24 protein-coding genes are annotated in these 21,648 nt (G+C 61.0%); 13 read left to right on the forward strand and 11 right to left on the reverse strand.

Annotated features, from left to right (window positions below; all coding sequences use genetic code 11):
• Window positions 1-17: 17 nt before the first annotated feature.
• The 5 genes from F2P47_RS03665 to F2P47_RS03685 all read left to right on the forward strand — a co-directional run bounded on the left by F2P47_RS03665 (window position 18) and on the right by F2P47_RS03685 (window position 3,589).
• The gene (locus F2P47_RS03665) at window positions 18-206 is read left to right on the forward strand and encodes a DUF1289 domain-containing protein (protein ID WP_343032301.1); all 189 of its coding nucleotides are present in this window, start codon (window positions 18-20) and stop codon (window positions 204-206) included.
• Window positions 203-1,555 carry a peptide MFS transporter gene (locus F2P47_RS03670; RefSeq protein WP_152214820.1) on the forward strand — a complete coding sequence of 451 codons (1,353 nt, stop codon included), beginning with the start codon at window positions 203-205 and terminating at the stop codon, window positions 1,553-1,555. Before F2P47_RS03665 ends, F2P47_RS03670 begins: the two co-directional genes overlap by 4 nt.
• 148 nt (window positions 1,556-1,703) lie before the next feature.
• Window positions 1,704-2,534, forward strand: a complete 831-nt coding sequence (locus F2P47_RS03675; RefSeq protein ID WP_152214821.1) for a TIGR04255 family protein — start codon at window positions 1,704-1,706, stop codon at window positions 2,532-2,534.
• A 6-nt stretch (window positions 2,535-2,540) separates the two neighbouring features.
• Complete coding sequence (locus F2P47_RS03680; protein ID WP_152214822.1) at window positions 2,541-3,101, forward strand: hypothetical protein; 561 nt, start codon at window positions 2,541-2,543, stop codon at window positions 3,099-3,101.
• The gene (locus F2P47_RS03685; RefSeq protein WP_152214823.1) at window positions 3,098-3,589 is read left to right on the forward strand and encodes a hypothetical protein; all 492 of its coding nucleotides are present in this window, start codon (window positions 3,098-3,100) and stop codon (window positions 3,587-3,589) included. The genes F2P47_RS03680 and F2P47_RS03685 overlap by 4 nt, the downstream gene beginning before the upstream one ends.
• A 289-nt stretch (window positions 3,590-3,878) precedes the next feature.
• Here the strand turns inward: F2P47_RS03685 and F2P47_RS03690 are convergent, their stop codons facing one another.
• Together F2P47_RS03690 and F2P47_RS03695 are read right to left on the reverse strand one after the other, a co-directional pair.
• Complete coding sequence (locus tag F2P47_RS03690) at window positions 3,879-4,442, reverse strand: cytochrome b/b6 domain-containing protein (RefSeq protein ID WP_152214824.1); 564 nt, start codon at window positions 4,440-4,442, stop codon at window positions 3,879-3,881.
• Window positions 4,442-4,729 (reverse strand): PepSY domain-containing protein, encoded by a 288-nt coding sequence (locus tag F2P47_RS03695; protein ID WP_246176726.1) that lies wholly within the window; start codon window positions 4,727-4,729, stop codon window positions 4,442-4,444. The genes F2P47_RS03690 and F2P47_RS03695 overlap by 1 nt, the downstream gene beginning before the upstream one ends.
• Window positions 4,730-4,857: 128 nt before the next feature.
• On the opposite strand from F2P47_RS03695, the gene F2P47_RS03700 reads away from it, so the two are divergent.
• Genes F2P47_RS03700 through F2P47_RS03710 form a run of 3 tightly spaced genes read left to right on the forward strand, consistent with a single transcriptional unit; the run spans window position 4,858 to window position 7,249 of the window.
• Window positions 4,858-5,211 carry a PepSY domain-containing protein gene (locus F2P47_RS03700; protein ID WP_152214825.1) on the forward strand — a complete coding sequence of 118 codons (354 nt, stop codon included), beginning with the start codon at window positions 4,858-4,860 and terminating at the stop codon, window positions 5,209-5,211.
• The gene (locus F2P47_RS03705) at window positions 5,211-5,876 is read left to right on the forward strand and encodes a response regulator transcription factor (protein WP_152214826.1); all 666 of its coding nucleotides are present in this window, start codon (window positions 5,211-5,213) and stop codon (window positions 5,874-5,876) included. The genes F2P47_RS03700 and F2P47_RS03705 overlap by 1 nt, the downstream gene beginning before the upstream one ends.
• Window positions 5,873-7,249, forward strand: coding sequence for a sensor histidine kinase (locus tag F2P47_RS03710; RefSeq protein WP_152214827.1), 1,377 nt, complete (start codon window positions 5,873-5,875; stop codon window positions 7,247-7,249). Before F2P47_RS03705 ends, F2P47_RS03710 begins: the two co-directional genes overlap by 4 nt.
• Here the strand turns inward: F2P47_RS03710 and F2P47_RS03715 are convergent.
• The 3 genes from F2P47_RS03715 to cobA form a co-directional block, all read right to left on the reverse strand.
• Complete coding sequence (locus F2P47_RS03715; RefSeq protein ID WP_152214828.1) at window positions 7,218-8,462, reverse strand: hypothetical protein; 1,245 nt, start codon at window positions 8,460-8,462, stop codon at window positions 7,218-7,220. The two genes, F2P47_RS03710 and F2P47_RS03715, sit on opposite strands and share 32 nt — an antisense overlap.
• Window positions 8,463-8,529: 67 nt before the next feature.
• Window positions 8,530-8,748 (reverse strand): alkylphosphonate utilization protein, encoded by a 219-nt coding sequence (locus tag F2P47_RS03720; RefSeq protein WP_152214829.1) that lies wholly within the window; start codon window positions 8,746-8,748, stop codon window positions 8,530-8,532.
• An 82-nt stretch (window positions 8,749-8,830) separates the two neighbouring features.
• Complete coding sequence (gene cobA, locus F2P47_RS03725; RefSeq protein ID WP_152214830.1) at window positions 8,831-9,712, reverse strand: uroporphyrinogen-III C-methyltransferase; 882 nt, start codon at window positions 9,710-9,712, stop codon at window positions 8,831-8,833.
• Between the two features lie 156 nt (window positions 9,713-9,868).
• Between cobA and F2P47_RS03730 the strand changes: the two genes are divergently transcribed.
• From F2P47_RS03730 to F2P47_RS03740, 3 genes are all read left to right on the forward strand, one after another.
• The gene (locus tag F2P47_RS03730; protein ID WP_152214831.1) at window positions 9,869-10,576 is read left to right on the forward strand and encodes a retropepsin-like aspartic protease family protein; all 708 of its coding nucleotides are present in this window, start codon (window positions 9,869-9,871) and stop codon (window positions 10,574-10,576) included.
• A gap of 134 nt (window positions 10,577-10,710) precedes the next feature.
• Window positions 10,711-12,210 (forward strand): phosphomannomutase/phosphoglucomutase, encoded by a 1,500-nt coding sequence (locus F2P47_RS03735; protein WP_152214832.1) that lies wholly within the window; start codon window positions 10,711-10,713, stop codon window positions 12,208-12,210.
• 24 nt (window positions 12,211-12,234) lie between these two features.
• Window positions 12,235-12,660 (forward strand): PaaI family thioesterase, encoded by a 426-nt coding sequence (locus F2P47_RS03740; protein ID WP_152214833.1) that lies wholly within the window; start codon window positions 12,235-12,237, stop codon window positions 12,658-12,660.
• Here F2P47_RS03740 and dusA read toward each other — a convergent pair.
• Entirely contained in the window at window positions 12,652-13,641 is a 990-nt protein-coding gene (gene dusA / locus F2P47_RS03745) for a tRNA dihydrouridine(20/20a) synthase DusA (RefSeq protein WP_152214834.1), read from the reverse strand. The two genes, F2P47_RS03740 and dusA, sit on opposite strands and share 9 nt — an antisense overlap.
• A 50-nt stretch (window positions 13,642-13,691) precedes the next feature.
• Window positions 13,692-14,189, reverse strand: coding sequence for a MarR family winged helix-turn-helix transcriptional regulator (locus F2P47_RS03750; protein ID WP_152214835.1), 498 nt, complete (start codon window positions 14,187-14,189; stop codon window positions 13,692-13,694).
• Window positions 14,190-14,323: 134 nt separating this feature from the next.
• On the opposite strand from F2P47_RS03750, the gene F2P47_RS03755 reads away from it, so the two are divergent.
• Window positions 14,324-15,772, forward strand: a complete 1,449-nt coding sequence (locus F2P47_RS03755; protein WP_152214836.1) for a 4-hydroxyphenylacetate 3-hydroxylase N-terminal domain-containing protein — start codon at window positions 14,324-14,326, stop codon at window positions 15,770-15,772.
• A gap of 71 nt (window positions 15,773-15,843) precedes the next feature.
• Here F2P47_RS03755 and F2P47_RS03760 read toward each other — a convergent pair whose 3' ends face one another.
• From F2P47_RS03760 to F2P47_RS03775, 4 genes are all read right to left on the reverse strand, one after another.
• Entirely contained in the window at window positions 15,844-16,674 is an 831-nt protein-coding gene (locus F2P47_RS03760) for a fumarylacetoacetate hydrolase family protein (RefSeq protein WP_152214837.1), read from the reverse strand.
• A gap of 105 nt (window positions 16,675-16,779) precedes the next feature.
• A complete protein-coding gene (locus F2P47_RS03765; protein ID WP_152214838.1) occupies window positions 16,780-17,682 on the reverse strand; it encodes a VOC family protein in 903 nt (300 codons plus the stop codon).
• An 11-nt stretch (window positions 17,683-17,693) separates the two neighbouring features.
• On the reverse strand, window positions 17,694-19,154 hold the full coding sequence (locus F2P47_RS03770) for an aldehyde dehydrogenase (protein WP_152214839.1): 1,461 nt from the start codon (window positions 19,152-19,154) through the stop codon (window positions 17,694-17,696).
• Entirely contained in the window at window positions 19,154-20,635 is a 1,482-nt protein-coding gene (locus tag F2P47_RS03775) for a 4-hydroxyphenylacetate 3-hydroxylase family protein (RefSeq protein ID WP_152214840.1), read from the reverse strand. The genes F2P47_RS03770 and F2P47_RS03775 overlap by 1 nt, the downstream gene beginning before the upstream one ends.
• Window positions 20,636-20,876: 241 nt before the next feature.
• Between F2P47_RS03775 and F2P47_RS03780 the strand changes: the two genes are divergently transcribed.
• The gene (locus tag F2P47_RS03780) at window positions 20,877-21,554 is read left to right on the forward strand and encodes a TetR/AcrR family transcriptional regulator (RefSeq protein ID WP_204886501.1); all 678 of its coding nucleotides are present in this window, start codon (window positions 20,877-20,879) and stop codon (window positions 21,552-21,554) included.
• The last annotated feature ends 94 nt before the right edge of the window (window positions 21,555-21,648 follow it).

The following is a 21,648-nucleotide window of genomic DNA, read 5'->3' on the forward strand; positions in this document are numbered from 1 at the left end:
TAGAACCCGGAAATGACGTGAACGCCCAGCCACCGATCTCAACCCCCTGCATCAATGTCTGCGCGATCGACGCCAGAAGCGGACTTTGCACCGGCTGCGCCCGCTCGCTGGAGGAGATCGCCCGCTGGTCGCGCCTGACCGAAAGAGAGCGGCGCGCCGTCATGGAAACCCTGCCCGCCCGCCTCGCCGCGATGCTGGCCAAATGACAGCGCGGAGCCCCGACCTCTTCGGCCAGCCAAGGGGCCTCGCCTTCCTCTTCGGCACGGAGATGTGGGAGCGCTTCTCCTATTACGGTATGCGCGCCCTGCTGACCCTCTATATGGTCAAATATCTGCTGCTGCCGGAAAACCGCGACCGCGTGCTCGGCCTCGACGCGCTGCGCGGCATCTTCGAGAGCGTCTTCGGCCCGCTCGACGCGCAGCCCTTCGCCTCGCAGATCTACGGCTCCTATACGGCGCTCGTCTATCTCACGCCCGTTCTCGGCGGATACATCGCCGACCGCTGGCTCGGCCATCGCCGCACGGTCATCATCGGCGCGCTGCTGATGGCGCTCGGCCATTTCATGATGGCCGTCGAGCATCTGTTTCTCTTCGCGCTGCTGGCGCTCATTCTCGGCAATGGCGCGTTCAAGCCCAATATTTCCAGCCAGGTCGGCACGCTTTACGCCCCCGGCGACGCACGGCGCGACCGCGCCTATTCGATCTTCTATGTCGGCATTAATCTCGGCGCCTTCCTCGCACCGCTTGTCTGCGGAACTCTGGGTGAGCGCATCGGCTGGCATTACGGCTTCGCCGCGGCGGGCATCGGCATGTTGATCGCCATCGCGATCTACCATTTCGGTGCGCCGGACCTCCCTGCCGAGATGCCGCGCGCGGCAACGGCGGCGCCCCGGGCGCCGCTCACCCGCGACGACTGGCGCTCCATCGGGTCGCTGGGGCTTCTCTGCGTTTTCGTCGCCTTCTTCTGGGCGACCTATGAACAGCAGGGAAACACCATCGCTCTGTGGGCGGACGGATATACCGACCGCGCCGTCAACCTTCTCGTCTGGCGGGGTGAAGTGCCGACGACATGGTTCCAGTCGTTGAACCCTTTCATGATCTTCGCCTTCACGCCCTTCGTCGTCGCGCTCTGGGCGCGGCAGTCGCGGCGCGGCACGGAGCCGTCGACCCTCGTCAAGATGTCGCTCGGCTGCCTCGGCGTCGCGCTCGGCAATCTCATCATGGTCGCCGCCGCCTATGAAGCAGGCGCGACAGGCAAGGCCAGCCCCTTCTGGCTCTTCGCCTATTTCGCCATCGTCACCATGGGCGAACTCTATCTCTCGCCGACAGGTCTCTCCTTCGTCTCGAAGATCGCCCCTGCCTCGCTTCTCTCGATGCTGATGGGGGTCTGGTTGCTGACCAACTTCGCAGGTAACTTCCTCGCCGGCTGGCTCGGCAGCTTCTGGAGCGGGATGGACAAGGGCGCGTTTTTCCTGATGATCGCAGGAATCGCGGGCGCGGCGAGCGTGGCGATCTTTGTTTTTGATCGTGTATTAAGGCCTCGCTCCTTGCTTTAAAGAGCTCGTTGAACAGACATCTACACCGACCAAGGTAATATTATATCTCACCGAGGGCGTCGCAGTCACTGAAGTTCAGATGCAAGATTCGAAAAGTTGGGTTAGAATTTATCGTACGATTTAATTCATATGAACGGTCCGGCTCCCAATGGCCAAAAAACAATCCTCATCGAATCGATTACCTAATGCTCCGTTGGCAGAAGTTGTGTTCGAGCTACGATGGGCGCTACAGAGTGACTCCACCACGCCTCTCACATTACAAAATGATCCAGGCTTAATACCGCTACTCGATGCGTTTACAAAAAACGCAAAGAAACTCGGTTTCGCATCATCTAAACAGCTAGTTTCCCCATTACAGACCGCCCCCTATGGAGTAGTGCGCCGCTATTATAAAGACGACAGCAAACCGTTCCCCTTGCTGCAGATCGGTCCCGGCATATTTGCCTGCAACGATGCGTCACAATACGAGTGGACTTCTTATAAGACCCTTATCACCAAAGGTCTCACGTCGCTATTTTCCTCATATCCGAAGCTCGGATTTTTTCCACTAGCTCCGATATTTCTAGAGCTTCGCTACGTTGACGTGTTCGACAGGTCTCTCTTCGGAAAAGCTGCCCTTTTCGATTTTCTACAAAAAGGTACTTCTCTCAAATTAGATCTTCCACCAATGCTCTCGGAGCGTAGCACTTTTGGCGGTGACGCGGATGGTCGCCTTTTATTTCGCAGAGACCTGAAAGGATGGAAGGACACCATCTTTAGCTTCGATATCGGATCAGCGACGAATAACGGAAATCAGGAACAAATAGTTCGGCTAGAGACAAAAGTCACAACTGGTCAAAGTGGTATATTGGCGCTGAAAACTCCTGCACCATTTATCAAAAATGTCGAAAAGTGGCTCGACTTCGCCCATGGAATTACGAGTCCATTTTTCAAACAACTCATCCTGCCAACGACTATGGCCAAATTCTCAGTGGATTAATTAGGCATGGATACAACCGACATATCGCCGATTGATTGGGACATCGGCGACGAGATCAGTTCGACCAAACATCGGCTTTCGGTGATTCATGCCGAGGGTGCAGCCAAACACCTCCCCAGGCACCCCGATGCGGCGGACGACGATCTAAATCCATCCACCGATACGATGCCCCAACCTCTGCTGACAAACTGGGGGCGCCTTGGTCGCGCCAGTATAAGTATCGCGATGTATGAGAGTCTTGTCCGCATCGCGATGTATACAGATGGATGGCACGGGCCAGGTTCGTTGGGACTTCGCTCATCATCCCTGAAACGATTTATTGAGTTCTGGTCTCTGGTTCGAAACGACGCCGCCGAGCCAGAAATTAGCCTCTCCTCGGACGGCTCTCTTCACACGGAATGGTATAAATCGGCCCGCCAGCGGCTTGATCTTCGTTTTGCCGATCAGTCCGTTTTTTTTGGGTTATTTAGTAACAATACCATTTTAGAAGGCGCCGATAGCGTCGATACGGTAGCTCAAATTTTGCGCTTACATCGCGCTGCCCCCCTACGATGGAAAGCCAAGTGAATACACCAACATTCTCGGGCAAAAAACAGCTCGTACGATATATCGACAAAGTACACCGCCTCAAAAACAGAAGGCCTGCAGTCGCAGCATTTTTACCGGATCCTCCAAGTGCCGATCCATCAAATGACCACCTTTCGGTTAACTCTCTTGAAATAGAGAAGATTGACGAGATTGCAACTTATCACCGGTGGAAGTGGCAAAATGAAGAAGGCCAGGTGGCCTTGGCGGTACACAAGGTGCATCAATACAGTGACGCTGCAAAAAAAAGTGGTGTCGAGCTGAGTTACGACAAGCATCAAGCTATCTGGTTTTTTTCCGGATCGAAAAAAGAACCGGAAATGGCATACAGACATCGCCCGGTTAAAGCTCACAATAACCCATATGCCTCCCCCTCCCACTGCGGGGTTGAGTTCTCGCGAGTACTTAAAGAGCACCGCGCATCACAGTTCGCGCGAAGAATGACCACTCAAAAGTTTCACCTCAAGTAAGTCGCTACCCAGCAGTATGCGCGAACCAATACCTATGGGGCGCTCGGCGAGAAGGCCGTGTTCGCACCTCGTTTCCACAATATATTCAGGTCGAACGCCTATCGCGTCCGACAAATGACATACCAGTTTTAACGTTTCTCGCCGTCGGACAAGGTTTTGTCCACTCAAGGCAATTTTGATGGGTGACCTCGATAGGATAGCATCTCACGTAGCGAGAAAGTTTCTTTGTCCCACCTGTAAATAATGGCGAGCGCGGCAAATGAATGCTGCGCCCGTTTGTTCTTCCGCATCACTCCGCCCGCTTGCGGCCGGTGAACATGGCTCGCACCAGGTTTTCCTTGTGCTCGGCGCTGGCGACGAAGACACCGGCGATGTGGAGGCCGACGAGGATCAGCGCGAGGTTGGCGAGTGCTTCATGCACTTCCTCGACCCATTCGATGCCCCAGAAGGCATCGGTCGTCATCATGATACCGGTGCCGCAAAGCGCGGCGAGCATGGCGAGAAGCGCCATCACCATCGCGCCGCCTGCCGGGTTGTGGCCGATGTAACGCTTCGCGCGGAACAGGACCGTATCGAAGAGATAACGGATCACCGTCGAGGGCCGGTAGATGAAGTCGGAGAAGCGCGCATGCGTGCTGCCGACAAGGCCCCAGACAAGGCGGATGCCGACAAGTCCGGCGATCGTGTAGCCCGCGATCTCGTGAACGCTCTGAAGCTCGTCACCCGTGGCCCAGGCGGTCGCGAAAGCGATCACCAGCGACCAGTGGAAGATGCGCACCAGCGGGTCCCAGACGCGGACGGTGGCCGGCCGCATTTCGCGGCCGGCATCCAAAGTCTCGAGCGCGGGAGACATTAGTCGTCTTCCTTGCCGTTGACGCGCTCGCCGGTGACCGGGTTGAAGTAGAGTTCGGCCTTGGCGCCGTTCTTGTCGACCACATAGAGCTCGTAGCAGCCGTCTTCGGCCTTCACGCGGCGGACCTCATAGCCAAGCGCGGTGCCCTTCGCCTTGATGGCGTCTTCGCTGAGCCACTGTTCGCGCGGCGCATTGCCACAGCTCGCTTTGCCCTCTTCCTCGGCGAAGGCGGGAACAGCCGCGCCCATGGCGAGGACGACGGCGGACAATTGAAGCATCTTACGCATTGTGAAACTCTCCTGTTGAACGGGATCGCTCCGATCCCCGACGAATGCGACCCTAGCGGAGTGGCACTGACAGAGAGCTGAGTGCCCCTGTCAGCGAATTGTCAGCTGCCGGATGCGATCCTGACGCAATGACCGAACGGCGAATGAAATGGCGAGAACTCGTGGCGGCGCTTGCGTTGGCAGCACCGCTCTGCGCCCTTGTGCCGCAGGCGATGGCCGGGGAATCGACCGCCCGCGAAAACATTGAGGAACACGACCATGATCGCGCCCGCCACGCGCGCGAACGCGGCGAGATCAAGTCGCTCGAAGAAATCATGCCGATGGTCTCGCGCGAGGCGCCGGGCGAAGTGTCCCACATCGAACTCGAACGCGATGACGGTCTCTGGGTCTACGAATTCCGGATCATCGACGGCAAAGGCCATCTTGAGGAAATCAAGGTCGATGCCGCGACAGGCCGCATCATCGAGCGGGAGAGCGAGTGATGCGCGTTCTTCTGGTCGAGGATGAGGACAGGATCGCCGCCGATGTCGCCACGGCGCTGACGGCGGCGGGCTTCACCGTCGAGCGCGAGGCTGATGGCGAGGAGGCCTGGTTTCGTGGCGATACGGAAGAATTCGACGCGGTGGTGCTCGACCTCGGACTGCCCGGCATGGACGGGCTTGCCGTGCTGAAACGCTGGCGCGATGCGGGGCGGCGCTTTCCCGTTCTCGTGCTCACTGCGCGCGGGCGCTGGGCCGAGCGCGTGGAGGGCATCGACGCGGGCGCCGACGACTATCTGCCCAAGCCCTTCCAGATGGAGGAGCTGATCGCGCGGTTGCGGGCGCTGATCCGCCGCGCTGCCGGACAGGCCTCCTCCATCCTCGTCAACGGCACGGTCCGTCTCGACACGCGGCGCATGGAAGTCACCGTGAATGGCGTGCCGGTGAACCTTTCGCCGCAGGAATATCGCCTCCTCTCCTATCTCATGCATCATGCCGGCCGCGTCGTATCGCAACTCGAACTGACGGAGCATCTCTACGCGCAGGATTTCGAGCGCGAGTCGAACGCCATCGAAGTCATGGTGGGCCGGGTGCGGCGGAAGCTTGGCGTCGATCTGATCGAGACCCGGCGCGGCTTCGGCTACATGGTTGCGGAGGCCGCACCATGAAGCTGCGCTCGCTGCGCCTGCGCCTTCTCTTCATGGCACTCGTTGCGAATGCGCTGGCGCTGGCGATTTCCGGTGTCGGACTCGTCTATCTCTTCGAGCGCCATGTCGAACAGCGCATCGACAGCGAACTTGAAACCTATCTGAACCAACTCGCGGGCCTCGTCACCTTCGCGCCCGATGGCACGGCGACCATCTCGACACCCTTGTCTGATCCGCGCTTCGACCAGCCGTTGAGCGGCCTTTATTGGCAGGTCGGCGATGACGCGCGCGGCACTCTGCTGCGCTCCCGTTCTCTCTGGGACACGACGCTGGCGCTCCCCCGCGACACGCTCGGCAACGGCGCGGTTCATCGACATGAATTGGCGGGGCCCGGAAAGGCACAGCTCATCGTTCGCGAACGGTCGATCACCTATCGAACGGGCGGCGACAACCGGACGCTCCGCATCGCCGTTGGCATCGACGCTTCCGAGGCGCGAACGGCAGCGCGCGCCTTCGCAGGCGATCTCATTCCTTCGCTCATTTTGCTCGGTGCCGTGCTTCTTGGCGCCGCCTGGGCGCAGGTGCAGCTCGGCCTTCGCCCACTGGAGGAAATCCGGCGCGGCGTCGGCGCCATACGCTCCGGCATTCGCCGTCGCCTGCCCCATGATTTCCCCGAAGAAGTGATGCCGCTTGCGGAAGAGGTGAACAATTTGCTCGACGCGCAGGAAAAGGCCATCGAGCAGGCCCGCGCCAGCGCGGGCGACCTCGCCCATGGCCTCAAGACGCCGCTCACGGCCCTCGCCGCTGACGCCCGGGCGTTGCGCGAACGCGGCGACGCGGAAACTGCGCGAAACATCGAGGACATAGCCGAGGCGATGCACCGCCACATTGAGCGAGCACTCACCAAAGCCCGCCTGAGAGGCAGCCAGCGCACTGCAACACCGGTCGCGCCTTTGGCAGAACGCCTCATTCAGACCATTCGCAAGACGCCGCTCGGCAGCGCCTTGCAGTGGGAAAACGAGATTGCTCCGCATGTATCGGCAGCGATCGACCCGGACGATCTCGCGGAACTGCTCGGCAATATCATCGAAAATGCAGCCAAATGGGCGCGGACCAGGGTGTGCCTCTCTTCCATCGCACGGGACGGCATAGTGACCGTGGTGATCGACGATGACGGCCCCGGCATTCCTGAAGCCTCTCGCCATGCCGTGCTCGAACGCGGCGTGCGCCTCGACCAGACGAAATCAGGAAGCGGCCTTGGCCTCGCCATCGTCGGCGACATCGTCGAAGCCTATGGCGGCGAGCTGACGCTGGAAGAGAGTCCGCTCGGCGGGTTGCGCGTGGGCGTGAAACTGCCTTCCGCTAGAAGAGCGCCGCATACTCAACCACATTGAGCGCGTGGCGCGACTGGAAGACATAGCCTCTCGCGCGCAAGGCTTTTTCTATGCCGGGCATGTGTTCCGCGCCCCACGGAATGACGACCGTCGCGCATCCTCCCGCATTCTTGTCGAACGTGGAAATCAGCTTCGCGTTGCGCTTGTCGATGAGTTCGACATAGATAGCGCTCACATCCTTGTCAGTGTAGCGGTCGCTCATCGACTGGATGCGACGCCAGGCCACCCAGATCGAGGGAGCGCTGTAGAGTTCACCGACCTCGCGGAGAAAATCGACGGTCTTGGCTGAGAAATCGGAGATGTCGATATCTGCGCGGATCACATTCGACACCTGCGGCACAGCGGCATCGGCCGCAGGTTTTTGAGCGGTCTCGCCCGCCTTCTTCGCCATCCATTCGGCCTGAATGCCCGACTGTTCGGCAAGACCAAGCGCGCCAGCGATATGATTGTAGGAAAACTTGCCCTTGAGCAGCCCCTTCTCGTCGCTCACCCCTTCGACCAATACCAGCGCATCGGAAGGAAAGCTCGCGAAGAGATCGCGGTAGAAGCGACCTTCGCCGATATGGATCATGCCGATGAGACGGACCGTCTTTCCATCTTTCGTGAAAACCGACTCGTGCGCTTCGATACCTTTCGACGTGAAGTCGATATAGCCGCCCGTGTGCTCTTCAACTGCGGATGCGACGAGCTTTGCGCCGACGATCGGCATCGCGACCAGCAGCCCAAGGAACACGACGCCCAGCGCAATGAATGTGCGGCGAACGAGGTGCGTCTTCACGGGAAGATCGGTGGCGCGAAGCAGGAAACGTCCGCTCAGCTTCCTGACCTGATAGAGAGCCAACGCGGCGAGGGCTATCTGGATGAAGTCGAGCGGCAGACTCGAAAGCGGCTGCCCTGCCGTCGCGGCGAGCGGCCAGCCCCAGAGATTGGCCCAAAAGGCGTAGACGGCAGGCAGAACGAATATGCGCTTCGGCACCTGCGGCACGAAGACGAGGATCAGCGCGACAAAGACCGCGAACGCGAGAACAATGGCCGCAACGATTTCGCGCAGGAGCGTGAGGCCATGAAAGGCTCCCAAACCCATCGACAGGTCGTCGAGCGTCGAGAGAACGCCATCGGCGGCGAATGCGAGCAGCCATGCGCTTACAAAAGGCGCGACACCGCCAAGAAAGCGGCTGCGGCGCGTCGGGGCCTCGCTTGTCACGTCGCTCATCCGCCAGTCCTTTCGATGGTCGGCGGAGAAGCTAGCAGAGCGGCGGGCTGGCGATCCAGTAGGCTGATCAGGCCTTCTTCAGGAACTCGGTCCGCAGGACGAGGCCCTTCACCTTTTCGGCATTGCACTCGATCAGGTCTTCGTCGCCGGTGAGGCGGATATTCTTGATCACCGTGCCGCGCTTCAGCGTGACGGAAGTGCCCTTCACCTTCAGGTCCTTGATAACCATGACGGAATCGCCGTCGCTGAGCTGCGTGCCGTTGCTGTCTTTGACGATGAGTGTCATGGGCCTTGTCCGCTTGGAGGAATGGAATCCCTCTTTAGGGGGCGGGAGCCCAAATCGCAAGCGGGCGGTTTGAAGCAGCGCTTTAGACGGCGTCGCGCGTCGCGCGCGTCTCCAGCGGATCGCGCTTCAGGACGCGGCCTTCGAGCGCGCCGAGCCAATCGAGCCCTTCGCGCAGCCGCACGACCTCGCCGATAACGATAATGGCAGGCGCCTTGAAGCCCGTGCGCTCGACATCGACGGCGGCGGTGGCCAGCGTCGTCTCGAGCACTTCCTGATCCTTCAGCGTCGCATTGCGGACGAGCGCGACGGGTTCATGCGCCGTCCGGCCATTGGCGATCAGAAGCTCGGCGATGCGCGGCAGATGCGACAGCGCCATGTAAAGCACGATGACGGGTGAGCCCTTGGCGATTGACGGCCAGTCGAGATGTTCCGGCAGGTCCCCGCCCGCCATATGGCCGGTGATGAAGGTCACGGCGTGGTTGACATCGCGGTGCGTCACCGGAATGCCCGCATAGCCGAGCCCGCCGATGCCCGCCGTGACACCCGGCACGACGCGGAATGGAATGCCCGCATCGACCAGCGCCAGCGCCTCTTCGCCGCCACGCCCGAAGACGAAGGGATCGCCGCCCTTGAGCCGCAGCACACGCTTGCCCTGCCTGGCCAGCTCGACAAGGCGGGCAGAAATGTCGCGCTGCTTCGGACTGGGCTTGCCGCCGCGCTTGCCGGAATATTCAAGCTTCGCGCGGGGGCTAGCGAGGCCAAGCATGGTCTCGTCCACCAGCGCGTCATAAACGATGACATCGGCCTGATTGAGCGCGTTGACGGCATGAAGCGTCAGCAGGCCCGGATCGCCCGGTCCCGCACCGACGAGCCAGACCCAACCTGGCTCGAAAGCAGGCAAGCCGAGGCGCGCGGAAACATTCTCCGCGATCCGTCCACCCAGCTTTACGACCTTGTCGCTCATTTCACCAATATGAATTGTTATTTATTCGTCAAGCGCACGATAAGATGTAAATAGCTGTTGGCAATCGCAAGATCAAGAGCGCCCCCTATTCGCGGGGACGACTCCCTATGAAAAACTTTCACACCTTGGTCACGCCTTCAAATTAGGCTTTTCGCCATGAGAGACAATCGATGGACATGGGCGGCGCTGGTTCTGCTCGCTGTGGTGGCCCTGCTCTTTTTCCTGAACAGCCGCTTTCCGGGCGTACTGGCGGATGAAGACCGGAAGATGCGCCTCATCTATGGCCTCACCTGGCTCACGCTGATCCTCGGCAGCGTCATCGTCGGCTGGCGGGGGCCTGCTGGCCTCGCTCTGAAGCAAGCGCTGGCCTGGCTTGCCATCGCGCTCATTCTCGTCGTCACCTATTCCTACCGCGAGGATTTCATGGACCTCGGCGGAACGCTGGCCCAGCGCGCCATGGGCGAGCTGGTGCCGAGCCAGCCGGTGGAAACGGCGCCGGGCGTCGTCTACCTCGCGCGCGACCTCTCCGGTCATTTCGCCGCCGACGCGCTGGTCAACGGTACCCATGTCCATTTCATGGTCGATACCGGCGCGACCGACGTCGCGCTGACGGCGTCGGACGCGGAACGGCTTGGCTTCGATCTCTCGAAACTCGCCTATACGGTTCCCTACAGCACGGCCAACGGCACGATCATGGCCGCGCGGGTGACGCTCGACGAGATCGACATTGCGGGCATCAAGGTGCGCAATGTGAAAGCCTCAGTGTCGCGCGACGGGCTCGGGCAGTCGCTTCTCGGCATGAGTTTCCTCAACGAGCTGCGCGGCTTTGAATTTCAGGGGAACCGGCTCGTCCTCCGCGAGTAATGAAAGAGAACAATTAAAACGCGGGGACGCCACGCCGCCCCCGGCTTTGCCACAAACAAAACAAAATCCGCGCCCAAACAAGTGTTCCGATCGTCTATAACGATCGGTAAGAATGCGACATCAAGGAGAGAGGGATGTTTCCCAAACCGCGCGCCGACCTGAAGCCCAATACCTATGAATTCGAGACGCAGCCGCTCGTCTCGCCCTCCGGCTTCCGCGAATATGATGCGCGCTGGCTCTATCCCGAGCAGATCAACCTCAATGGCGTGCAGGCGCTCGGCCTCGGCCTCGGTACGCTGTTCCACGAAATGGGTGTGCGGCCCGCGGTGGCCGTCGGTCAGGACTATCGGTCCTATTCGGTCTCGATCAAGCAAGCCCTCATCATCGGCCTGATGCGCGCTGGCTGCGAAGTTCACGACATCGGCCTCGCGCTGTCGCCCGTGGCCTATTTCTCGCAATTCGCGCTCGATGTGCCCTGCGTCGCCATGGTAACGGCCAGCCACAATGAAAATGGCTGGACCGGCGTGAAGATGGGCGCACAGCGTCCGCTGACCTTCGGTCCCGACGAAATGGGCCGCGTGAAGGAGATCGTTCTCTCCGGCGCCTTCAAGGAACGCGAGGGCGGCAAGTACATTCAAGTGACGGATATGGCCGAGCGCTATATCGCGGACCTGACCAACCGTCCGAAGATCACGCGCAAGCTCCGCGTCGTCGCCGCCTGCGGTAACGGCACTGCAGGCCATTTCGCCCCCAGGGTTCTCGAAGGGATCGGAGTGGAAGTGATCCCGCTCGACTGCACGCTCGACTACACCTTCCCGCATTACAATCCGAACCCGGAAGATATGGAAATGCTCCATGCTCTTCGCGACAAGGTGCTATCGGAAGGTGCCGATGTCGGACTCGGCTTCGATGGCGATGGCGACCGTTGCGGCGTGGTGGACAATACGGGCGAGGAAATCTTCGCCGACAAGGTGGGCGTCATGCTTGCCCGCGATCTTTCCTCGCGCTTTCCCAATGCTCAATTCGTCGTGGACGTGAAGTCGACCGGCCTTTTCCTCACCGATCCGGTGCTGATCGCCAATGGCGCGAAGACCGACTACTGGAAGACCGGTCACTCCTACATCAAGCGCCGCGCGCATGAACTCAACGCGCTGGTCGGCTTCGAGAAGTCCGGCCACTATTTCTTCAATCCGCCGATTGGTCGTGGCTATGACGACGGCCTCGTTTCGGCCATCGCCATCTGCGACATGCTCGACCGCAATCCGGGAAAGAAGATGTCCGAACTGCGCGAGGCCCTGCCCAAGACCTGGGGCTCGCCCACCATGTCGCCCTTCTGCCCCGACGAAGTGAAATATGAAGTCGTCGAGCGCATGGTGAAGCTCTTCACCGACATGAAGGCCAAGGGCGAAACGATGCTCGGCCAGAAGATTCGCGATCTCGTGACCGTGAACGGCGTTCGTGTCGTGCTGGAGGACGGCACCTGGGGTCTCGTCCGCGCCTCGTCGAACAAGCCCGGCCTCGTCGTCGTCGTGGAAAGCCCGACATCTGAAGCAAATATGCGCGGCATGTTCGCCGAAGTGGACAAGCGGCTCTCCGCCAATCCGGAAGTGGGCGAATACGACCAGAAGATCTGAACAGTCTCCGGGGGGAGAAGAGACATGACAATCGACATACCCACGGGCTTCACGCCCGTGGGCGCATTCTCGGGCACCGAAAATTTCGAAAGCCTCGTAGGCCCGCTCTATCAGCGGCAAGACGCACCGGCCAGCATTGCCACCTGGGGCTTTCGCGCAGAGCGCCGGCATTGCAATCCGTTCGGTGTCGTCCATGGCGGCATGCTGACGACTTTTGCCGACACGATGATGGGAAGCCTCGTCTTCCATGCGATCGAAGGCGCGCCCTGCGCTACGATTACCCTCACCATGGACTTTATCGGCGCCGGCCGCGAAGGCGACTGGATCGAGGGCCGCGCGGAATTGCTCCGTCAGGGGCGCTCCGTCTGCTTCCTGCGATCCGAACTCCGGGCCAATGAAAAGATCATCCTCAACGCGAGCGGCGCCTGGGCCATCATCGGCTCACGCTGAGACGAGCGCCTCGCGCGGCACCAGCGCCATCGCATCGCGAATGACCTGCGCGCCCGCGCCATGCTTCGGCGCATTCTCCGAAATATAGCGGCGGAAAGCCCGCGCGCCCGGTGCACCGTGGAAGAGCCCGAGAATGTGGCGCGACATGGCGTGGAGATGAATGCCGCGCGCAAGCTGCTCCTCGACATAAGGCAGGAATGCCTCCAGCACTTCATGCGGTGTCAGTGGCGCCTCCGTCTCGCCATAGAAGCGCCGGTCGACATCGGCCAGCACATAGGGCGTCTGGTAGGCGGCACGGCCAAGCATCGCGCCATCGACATGGTCGAGATGCGCGGCTGCCTCATCGAGCGTCTGGATGCCGCCATTGATGATGATTTCCAGGCTGGGCATGTCGCGCTTCAACTGATAGGCGCGGTCATATTCGAGCGGAGGAATGTCGCGGTTCTCGCGTGGGCTCAGCCCTTCGAGCCATGCTTTCCGCGCATGAACGATCAGCGTCTTGCATCCCTCGTCACTCACCATCCGCGCGAGCGTCGGCAGCGCCACGGCCGGGTCCTGATCGTCGACGCCGATGCGGCATTTGACCGTGACCGGTATTGAGACCGCCTTCCGCATCGCCGCGACGCATTCCGCGACAAGCTCAGGTTCGCGCATGAGACAGGCGCCGAAGCGTCCGGACTGCACGCGGTCCGACGGGCAGCCGACATTGAGGTTCACCTCGTCATAGCCATAGCCCTCGGCGATCCGCGCGGACTCTGCGAGATCGGCGGGTTCTGAACCGCCAAGCTGAACCGCAACCGGATGCTCGCTCGCATCGAAGCCGAGGAGATGGTCGCGGTCGCCATGAATGACCGCACCCGTCGTCACCATCTCGGTATAGAGCAGCGTGCGACGCGTGATGAGACGCAGAAAGTACCGGTCGTGCCGGTCCGTCCAGTCCATCATGGGCGCAACGGAGATGCGATGGTTCGGCATATTCATGGCCGGAACATCGCCGGAACGATCCATTTAATCAAGCAGGCCGGGAACGCTCACTCAGCCGCCTGCACCTTTTCCGTCAGGTGGCGCAACACGCGCAGGAAGGCGGCGATGTCGGACGGCGGCAGGCCAGCCACCCATTTCTTTTCGAGCACATGCTGCGCACGGAACGCCCGCGCGATGAGCTTTTCGCCCACGGGCGTCAAATGCACGGAGACCTGACGGCGATCTTCGCTTGAGCGCCGCCTCTCGACATAGCCCCTGCCCTCCATCGTGTTGAGCACGCTGGAGACCGTTGGCGCGGTGGTGAAAAGCATGCGCGATAGCGCACCCGTGTTCATCGGACCGCAAATCCACAGGCAAAAGAGCATGCGGAACCCTGCCCAGGTCAGTCCCTGCGGCCGGTGGACCTGCTGTTCCAGCACCACTTCTGCCCGCATGGCGCCCAGCACCATGCCCACGATGACGCTGTTCGCGGCGACGTCGACGCCGGGCCCTTCCTGCCGGAAGCGCTCTCTCAACAGGATTTCGAATTCTTCCGGCGTGAACACCGAACAGCCTCCTTGCAAAACTGACTACGCTCAGACATTATTCATGTGAGGTCACATCATTTGGCTTCACACAATAGGCCCCAAGGGCCGCCAGAACCATAGGGAGCCCGCCCGACAGGGCTTGGGAGGAAACGATGACGGCACGTACTGGTCAACAGTATCTCGACGGCTTGCGCGACGACCGCACCGTCTGGCTCGGCAATGAGAAAGTGGACATCATGAGCCATCCGGCCTTCGCCGGGTCGCTCAAGGGCATGGCCGCCTATTTCGACTGGCAGAATACCCACGCCGAGGACTGCCTCGTCCCCGACCCCGAAACCGGCAAGCCGATGAGCGCGAGCCTGATCGTGCCCCGCAACGCAGAAGACCTTCAGCGTCGCCACAAGGCCTTCGACCGCTTCGCCCGCTACTCGGTCGGCATGCTCGGCCGCACGCCGGACTATGTGAACGTGACGCTGGCAGGCTTCGTCGCGCGCAACGACATTTTCGAATCAAAGGGCGACAAGACCTATTCCGACCGGCTCCGCCGCTTCTATCGCGAAGTCGTCGAAGGCGATCTCTCCCTCACCCATACGATCATCCATCCCGTCGTCGACAAGTCGCTGCCCGATACGCAGGGCGTCAACGGCGAATGCGCGCTGAAAGTCGTGCGCCGCACCAAGGACAGCATCGTGGTGCGCGGCGCGAAGATCCTTGCGACGCTTGGGCCCTTCGCCGACGAACTCTTCGTCTATCCCGGCGTACCGCAGCCGCCGAGCGTCAATCCGGACACGCTGCTCGCCTTCTCCATCCCGATGAATACCAAGGGCCTCATCACGCTCTGCCGCGACCATTACGGCGTCAACTCATCGGCGGGCGACCATCCCTTCTCGTCGCGCTTCGACGAACAGGACGCCTTCATGATCTTCGACGACGTCGAGATCCCGAATGAGCGCGTTTTCATCGACGGCGATCTCGACGTCTATAACGGGTTGATGCGTCACGGCTGGGCGGCCAACATCATGCAGCAGACCTGCATCCGTGCCGCCGTGAAGCTCGAATTCGCTTATGAGCTTTGCACACGCATGGCGCAGGCGACCAATGCGGACAAGCGCCCTGACACGGCCGCCCTTCTCGGCGAGATCTGGGCCTATTCGCAGCTCACTCGTTCGGCGATCGCGGCAGCGGAAGCCGGAGCCCATGACTGGGGCAATGGCGCCTTCTTCCCCGACGACCGGCCCTTCCGCGCCACCCGCGCCATGATGCCGGGCTGGATGGTGAAGGCGAACGATGCCATCAAGACGATCGGCTCGCACAACCTGCTCGCCACGCCGTCGCTCGACGCCATCGACAATCCGGAAATCGGCCACCTCATCAAGACCTACATGCCGGGTTCGAACGGCATGAGCGCGCGAGAAAGGGCCAAGCTCTTCCGCACGGCGTGGGACTTCGCGGGCTCCGCTCTCGGTGGCCGCGTCGAACTCTACGAACGCTTCTATCTTGCGAGCGCCCCGCGCAACTTCGCGCTGGACCACATGTTCGCCCAGATGGAGCGCGAATGGACGGAAGTGCCCGCCATGCTCAAGGCCATCGGCGTGGATTGATCGGCGAGACATTGCCAAAAGAAAAGCCCGGCAATCAAAAGATTGCCGGGCTTTTTACGTTTCGCTACCGCTCAGAACTGTCCGAGCGCGACGCGACGGACCGCGTCGGTATCCGTCGGCTGATGCCCGACATTGTGCAGCGGCGCGGGCACTTCCTGCACCGTGTTCGTGACCTTGCCGATATTCGTCACCTCGACCTCGACCACGTCACCGATATTCATCGGACGTGAATTGGCCGGCGTGCCGGTGAGCACGATGTCTCCCGGCAGGAAGGTGATGTGACGTGAGAGATCGGCGAAGATGTAGTCGATCGGAAAGGTCATCTCGCTGACCGGGCCGTCCTGCACGACCTTGCCGTTGATATAGGTGCGCACCGTCTGCTCCCGAATATCGACGCCGCGCACGATGCCGGGGCCCACAGGACAGAATCCGTCATGGCCTTTCACACGCAGCATGGAGCCCGCATCGGTATCGCGGAAGTCCTGTGCGCCGACATCGTTTGCGGCGGCGAAGCCCGCGAGATGATCCCACACATCCTCGCGCGCGACATTGCGCATGGGCTTGCCGACGATGGCCGCGATCTCGCCTTCATAGTTGAGATACTGGCAATCGGCCGGCCGGTTGAGGAAACCGCGATGCGAATTGAGCGCGGTGAGCGGCTTCTGGAAATAGGTCGGCGTGACGAGCGGCGGTGCCTTGAATTCGACGCGACGTGAATCGTAGTTCAGATGAATGCAGATGATCTTGGTCGGATCGCAGGGCGGCAGATAGGTCGCATCGGCATCGGCCACCGTACGCCCGTCGCCAAGGCGCAGCAGGTCGCCCTCTGGCCGCACCCATTTCGGCGTGCCCTCATGCAGGATGCGGCGCCACTCTTCTCTCTTGCCGGTCAGAACAGACATGGAAGTCCTCATTATTGGACGAAGAAAAATGCCGGAAAGCGACGCGATGCGCTTCCCGGCCGCCCGCCACGGCGTGACATGACGGGCAGTCAAGAACGAAAGCGGTCAGGCCGTTTCCATGATGCCTGTGACCACGCCGGCCACCGGATCATGCCCATATGTATCCGCCTGGTAATATTCCGACTGATGCGTCGCATTGCGCGCACCCCAGCCGATTTCGCACATCCACCCAGACGGGTTGATGAAGTAGAAGGAATACATGTGGTCGTTGGCATGGCGTCCCGGCGCGATGGCAACGGGATGTCCGGCGCGGCGCACGAGGTCGTAGGTCAGGCCCACATCGTCGAGATTATCCACCTCGAGCATGAGATGGTTGATGCGCTTCTCACCGGGCGGGCCGAAGGCCAGCGTGTGGTCACGATCATTGCAGTGCAGGAACATCAAATCGATGGGCCGGGGAAGTCCCGGAATCGGAATACGGTATTCGATGCCACCGCGCATACCGAGAAGCTTGTAGAACTCGTAGGTTTTCTCGAAGCCGACCGTCTCGCGCTGGATCAGGTGACCAAGGCCGCCAACGCCCGTCTTGAAGCGCCCATGCATCCGACGGCCCGGATAAAATGGCTTGTCGGCCTGCACATGCGGCCCGTGGAAGATCTCGATCGGAAAACCGCTCGCGTCATTGAGAAACATGACTTCAAGCACATGACGCTTGTCAGCCTCTTCCGGCGATCCGACGCGAACCTTCACGCCGGCATCCGTGAGCTGCTTCGTCATGGCACGGAATTCTTCTACGCCCGCAACGCGGAATCCCAGCGTCGTAAGATCATCCGAGCCGTCTTCTTCAAGAAGGATACGGTGATGCCAATTGTCCATGCGCAGATAGCTGCGCCCGGGCTCGCCCTCATCAGCGACCTCAAGGCCGAGGATCTGCGACGCGAAATCCTTCCATTGCGCGAGGCTCTTGACCCCGAGCGTCAGATATCCAAGTTCCGTGATCTGAACCACGTTGATCTCCCTCAGGCAAACGATCCCTTGCGGACCGAAATGTTTTTGATGTCGCTGTAGAAGTCGAAGCTCCAGCTCCCGCCTTCGCGGCCGATACCGGAGTCGCGCGAACCGCCGAAAGGTGCCGCAAGATCGCGGACAAAGAAGCAGTTCACCCAAAGCGTGCCAGCGACGACCTTCGACGCGATGTTCATGGCACGGGCTTCATTGCGGCTGAAAAGTGTGCCCGCAAGGCCGTAGCGCGTGTTGTTCGCGGTCTCGACCACCTCGTCATCAGACGAAAAGGTCTGCCAGGTCAACACGGGCCCGAAGACTTCGCGCTGCGCGATTTCAAGCTCCGGACTCACATGCGCGAAAAGCGTCGGCTGGAAATAGAGCTCGCCTAAATTTGCGCGGCTGCCGCCCCAGAGCGGCACCGCACCATCCTTCTTCGCGCGTTCGACGAAACCCGCGACGCGCTCGAAATGCTCGGGATGAATGAGCGGCCCGACGCGCGTGTCCTTGTCGCGCGGATCGCCCACGACCATGTGACTTGCGGCGCTGCGCACCTTTTCGAGGAAGGGCTCCTCGATCGATTTCTCGACCAGAATGCGCGTACCGGCGAGGCAAACCTGACCTGCATTCATGTATTGGCCCGCAACGGTCTGGGCAGCCGCGTCGAGATCGGCGTCCGCGCAAACGATGAAGGGCGACTTGCCACCAAGCTCCGAGCTCATCGGCGTGATCGAACGCGCCGCCGCCTGGCCGATGATCTTGGCCGTATCGGTCGAGCCGGTGAAGCTGATCCGGTCGAGGTCCGGATGATTTACCAGCGCGTCGCCAGCGACTTCACCAATGCCCTGCACGACATTGAGGACCCCTGCGGGGATGCCTGCTGCATGAGCGATGTCCGCCATCAGCGAGCAGGTGAGCGGCGCCCACTCCGGCGGTTTCACGACGATCGTATTACCGGCGGCAAGCGCCGGGCCGACCTTCCACGTGGTGAGCATCAGCGGCGCGTTCCACGGGGTGATGAGCGCCGCCACGCCGGAGGGATCGTATTTCACATGATTGATGACTTCGGCACCTTCGATCGAATGGCCTTCGAGCGTCAGCGCCCAGTCTGCGAAAAACTCGATGTTCTGCGCCGCGCGCGGCACAACCCTGTGCTGGTTGCCGAGAAGCAGCGAGCCATTGTCCATGGTCTCGACAGCCGCAAGTTCGGCCGCACGCGCCCTGATGCCTTCAGCGAAGCGCTTGAGGTACGGAAGCCTGCCCTTGGGACCAAGCGCCGCCCATGCGGGGAAGGCCTTGCGAGCAGCGGCCACCGCCTCGTCCACCTCGGCCTTGCCCGCCGCCGCGACATCGGCCAGATGCGAACCGTCGACCGGCGAGAAATTCGCGAACCGCTCCTTCGACGAGACGCGCCGTCCGTTGATCCAATGATCGGTCGAGACCTCGACGCCCGCGACCTTCGCTACATTTCCACTCATCAAACAGTCTCCACCACAGGCATTGCCTTTTTCTGCGAGATGTCGCTGCCTTCGTTCAGGAAGCGATCGACGAGGCGGTCTGCGCGTGCGCGTTCCGCCAGAAGTTGCGCCAGCTGCTGATTGCGCGCGCCGGACGCGAGATAGAAGCGCTCATACTGTTCGCCGCGGCTCGCCAGCGCGCTCCCCACAAAATCCCATGCGAGGCGGAAGACGCGAGCGCGTTGCTCCGCCGTCACATCACCCGCTCCGCGCATGAACTGGTCGATGAGCGGACGGAGCTTCGGATCCGCAAGCTGCGCCTCCGTCGGCGCAGCGAGCAGGTTGTGCGAACCGAGAAGGCGGATGATCTCGTTCACGCGCGGGAACCAGGTCGGCAGCGTGGCGCGGAGCGCAACGAGCGGCGCTCCTTGCGGGAACCAGACGCCATTGCCGAATTCATGCGCGTTTTCTTCCGCCGACTGGATGCAGGAGCGGGCGAATTCCGAAAAGGTCCATATCTCACCGAGCATCTGCATGGCAGGCGGTTGCAGGCCGTTGATCGCCTCGCACATGCGCGTGCCGAGACCCCAGGCGAATTCCAGCTTGGTCTGCGCCCTGATCATGGTCTGCTGCATGACGTTCGGGTACCAGCCGGTGGTCATCACTTGATTGTAGACCGGGAGGTTGCAGTTGATGTGAAGGCGGTCCCAGGGCACTTCCACATCGTCGAAGATCACGAAGGCGTCCTGTTCATCGAAGCGCGAGGACAGCGGATGGTCGTGCAGATTGCGCGAACCGGCGCAGCTGTCGCGACAAATGAACTTGAGCCCCGGCGTCGACATGGGGATGCAGAAGGCGAGCGCATAATCGTCCGCGCCGGGTGGCAGCGGCGCGGCGGGATAGACGGCCAGTTCATCGGCAAAGGGCGCGAGCGTCGCCAGAATGCGCGCGCCGCGCACCACGATACCATGCTCGGTTTCGCCAACCTTGTGTAGCGCGACGTCATTGCCAGGCTTGGGCGCATCGCCCTGCGCCTTGTCGATAGTTGGCTGAATGATCGTATGGGTGAGCGAAATGTCGTTGCGGCGCAGGAACTTCTGATAGTTGACGAGATTCTCCGCACCCTGCTCGTTGCCATTCGCGCCCCATTCGTCGGCGCGGCCCGCGAAGCCCGCATAGGTCACGTTCATGTAGTCCGGCGAGCGGCCCATAATGCCGACCGTATATTCGGCAATACGCGTCAGCCCCTTGTGGCGACGAAGAATGTCCTCCTTCGAACGCGGGATCATGTGGCTGACATTGATCGCTTCGCCCGTTTCCGGGTCAGCCATCAGACAGTCATCTGCGAACTGATGCTGAAGGTCGAACACGCCGGCAAGGCCTTGGGCCGCGCCGGCAAAGGCCGGATGCTCGGTGATGTCCTCAACCTTGTCTGCGCCGATCCAGATATCGCGCGGGCCCTTGAGCCCCTGCAAAAACTGCTTCCCCGTACGAGCCGGCATGTGGTCCTCCCTGAGCGTTTCCAATCGCTGACCGTTTGCCGCTTTCTCTGCGTCGACGCCCTCCCAGACGTCGCCGCGACGCGGCTGTTGTGACGGTTCTCATTTATGACTACACTCAGATTATAGACTGCGAACCGCCTGTCAAGTGAGGCGAGCGGCCCACGACCGGGCGCATTGACAATGCCGGTTCAACCGACATGGTGTGCTTGATGAATCTGTCTGTACGGAGAGGCGGCGAACAGTGGTGGAGCGTAAGGAAAAGCGGACTTCAGTTGCGCACGCGGGTGCGGAGAATAAGCACGAATCCGCGCCCACCGGACGGCGGGAGCGGAACAAGCAGGAGAAGCTCGCCCGAATCGTCGAGGCCGCCAAGGAGCTCTTCGGCACCAAGGGATTCGCCGAGACGACCACGCAGGAAATCGCCGAGAAGGCCGATATCGGAACGGGTACCCTCTTCCTCTATGCGAAGTCGAAGGAAGACCTGCTCGTCATGGTCTTCAAGGACGAGATGATCGCGACCTCGCAAGCCGCCTTCGGGAAGCAGCCCGCAGGGTCGAGTCTGATCGATCAGCTCATGCATGTCTTCGACACGATGATCGTCTATCACGCCCAAGACCTGGACCTCGCCAAGGCCCTCATCAGGGAGATCACGGTGCCGCCAGAGAATTCCTCCCGGCGATCCGATCTCCAGGCGTTGATGCAAGTCATCTATGGCGGGATCGCGGATCTCGTCATCGCGGGCCAAAAGACCGGTAAGCTGCGTCAGGACATCGATCCACTGCTCGTGGCAGAAAGCTTCTTTGCCATCTACTACATAGGCCTTCTCGGCTGGTTGGGTGGCCTCGCCACCAGGAGGCAGTTCATCAACCGGCTGCGCCCACGGCTCGAATGCGCCATTGAGGGAATCGTCGCTCATTAGGCGACACCCACCTCACCGACATATTGACTTTCATCATTTATGATGACACTCAGTTATGAAACGCTCCGCGGCTTCACGCGGACGACTGGGGAGG

The sequence above is a fragment of the Parvibaculum sedimenti genome (assembly GCF_009184905.1).
Taxonomy (GTDB): Bacteria; Pseudomonadota; Alphaproteobacteria; order Parvibaculales; family Parvibaculaceae; genus Parvibaculum; species Parvibaculum sedimenti.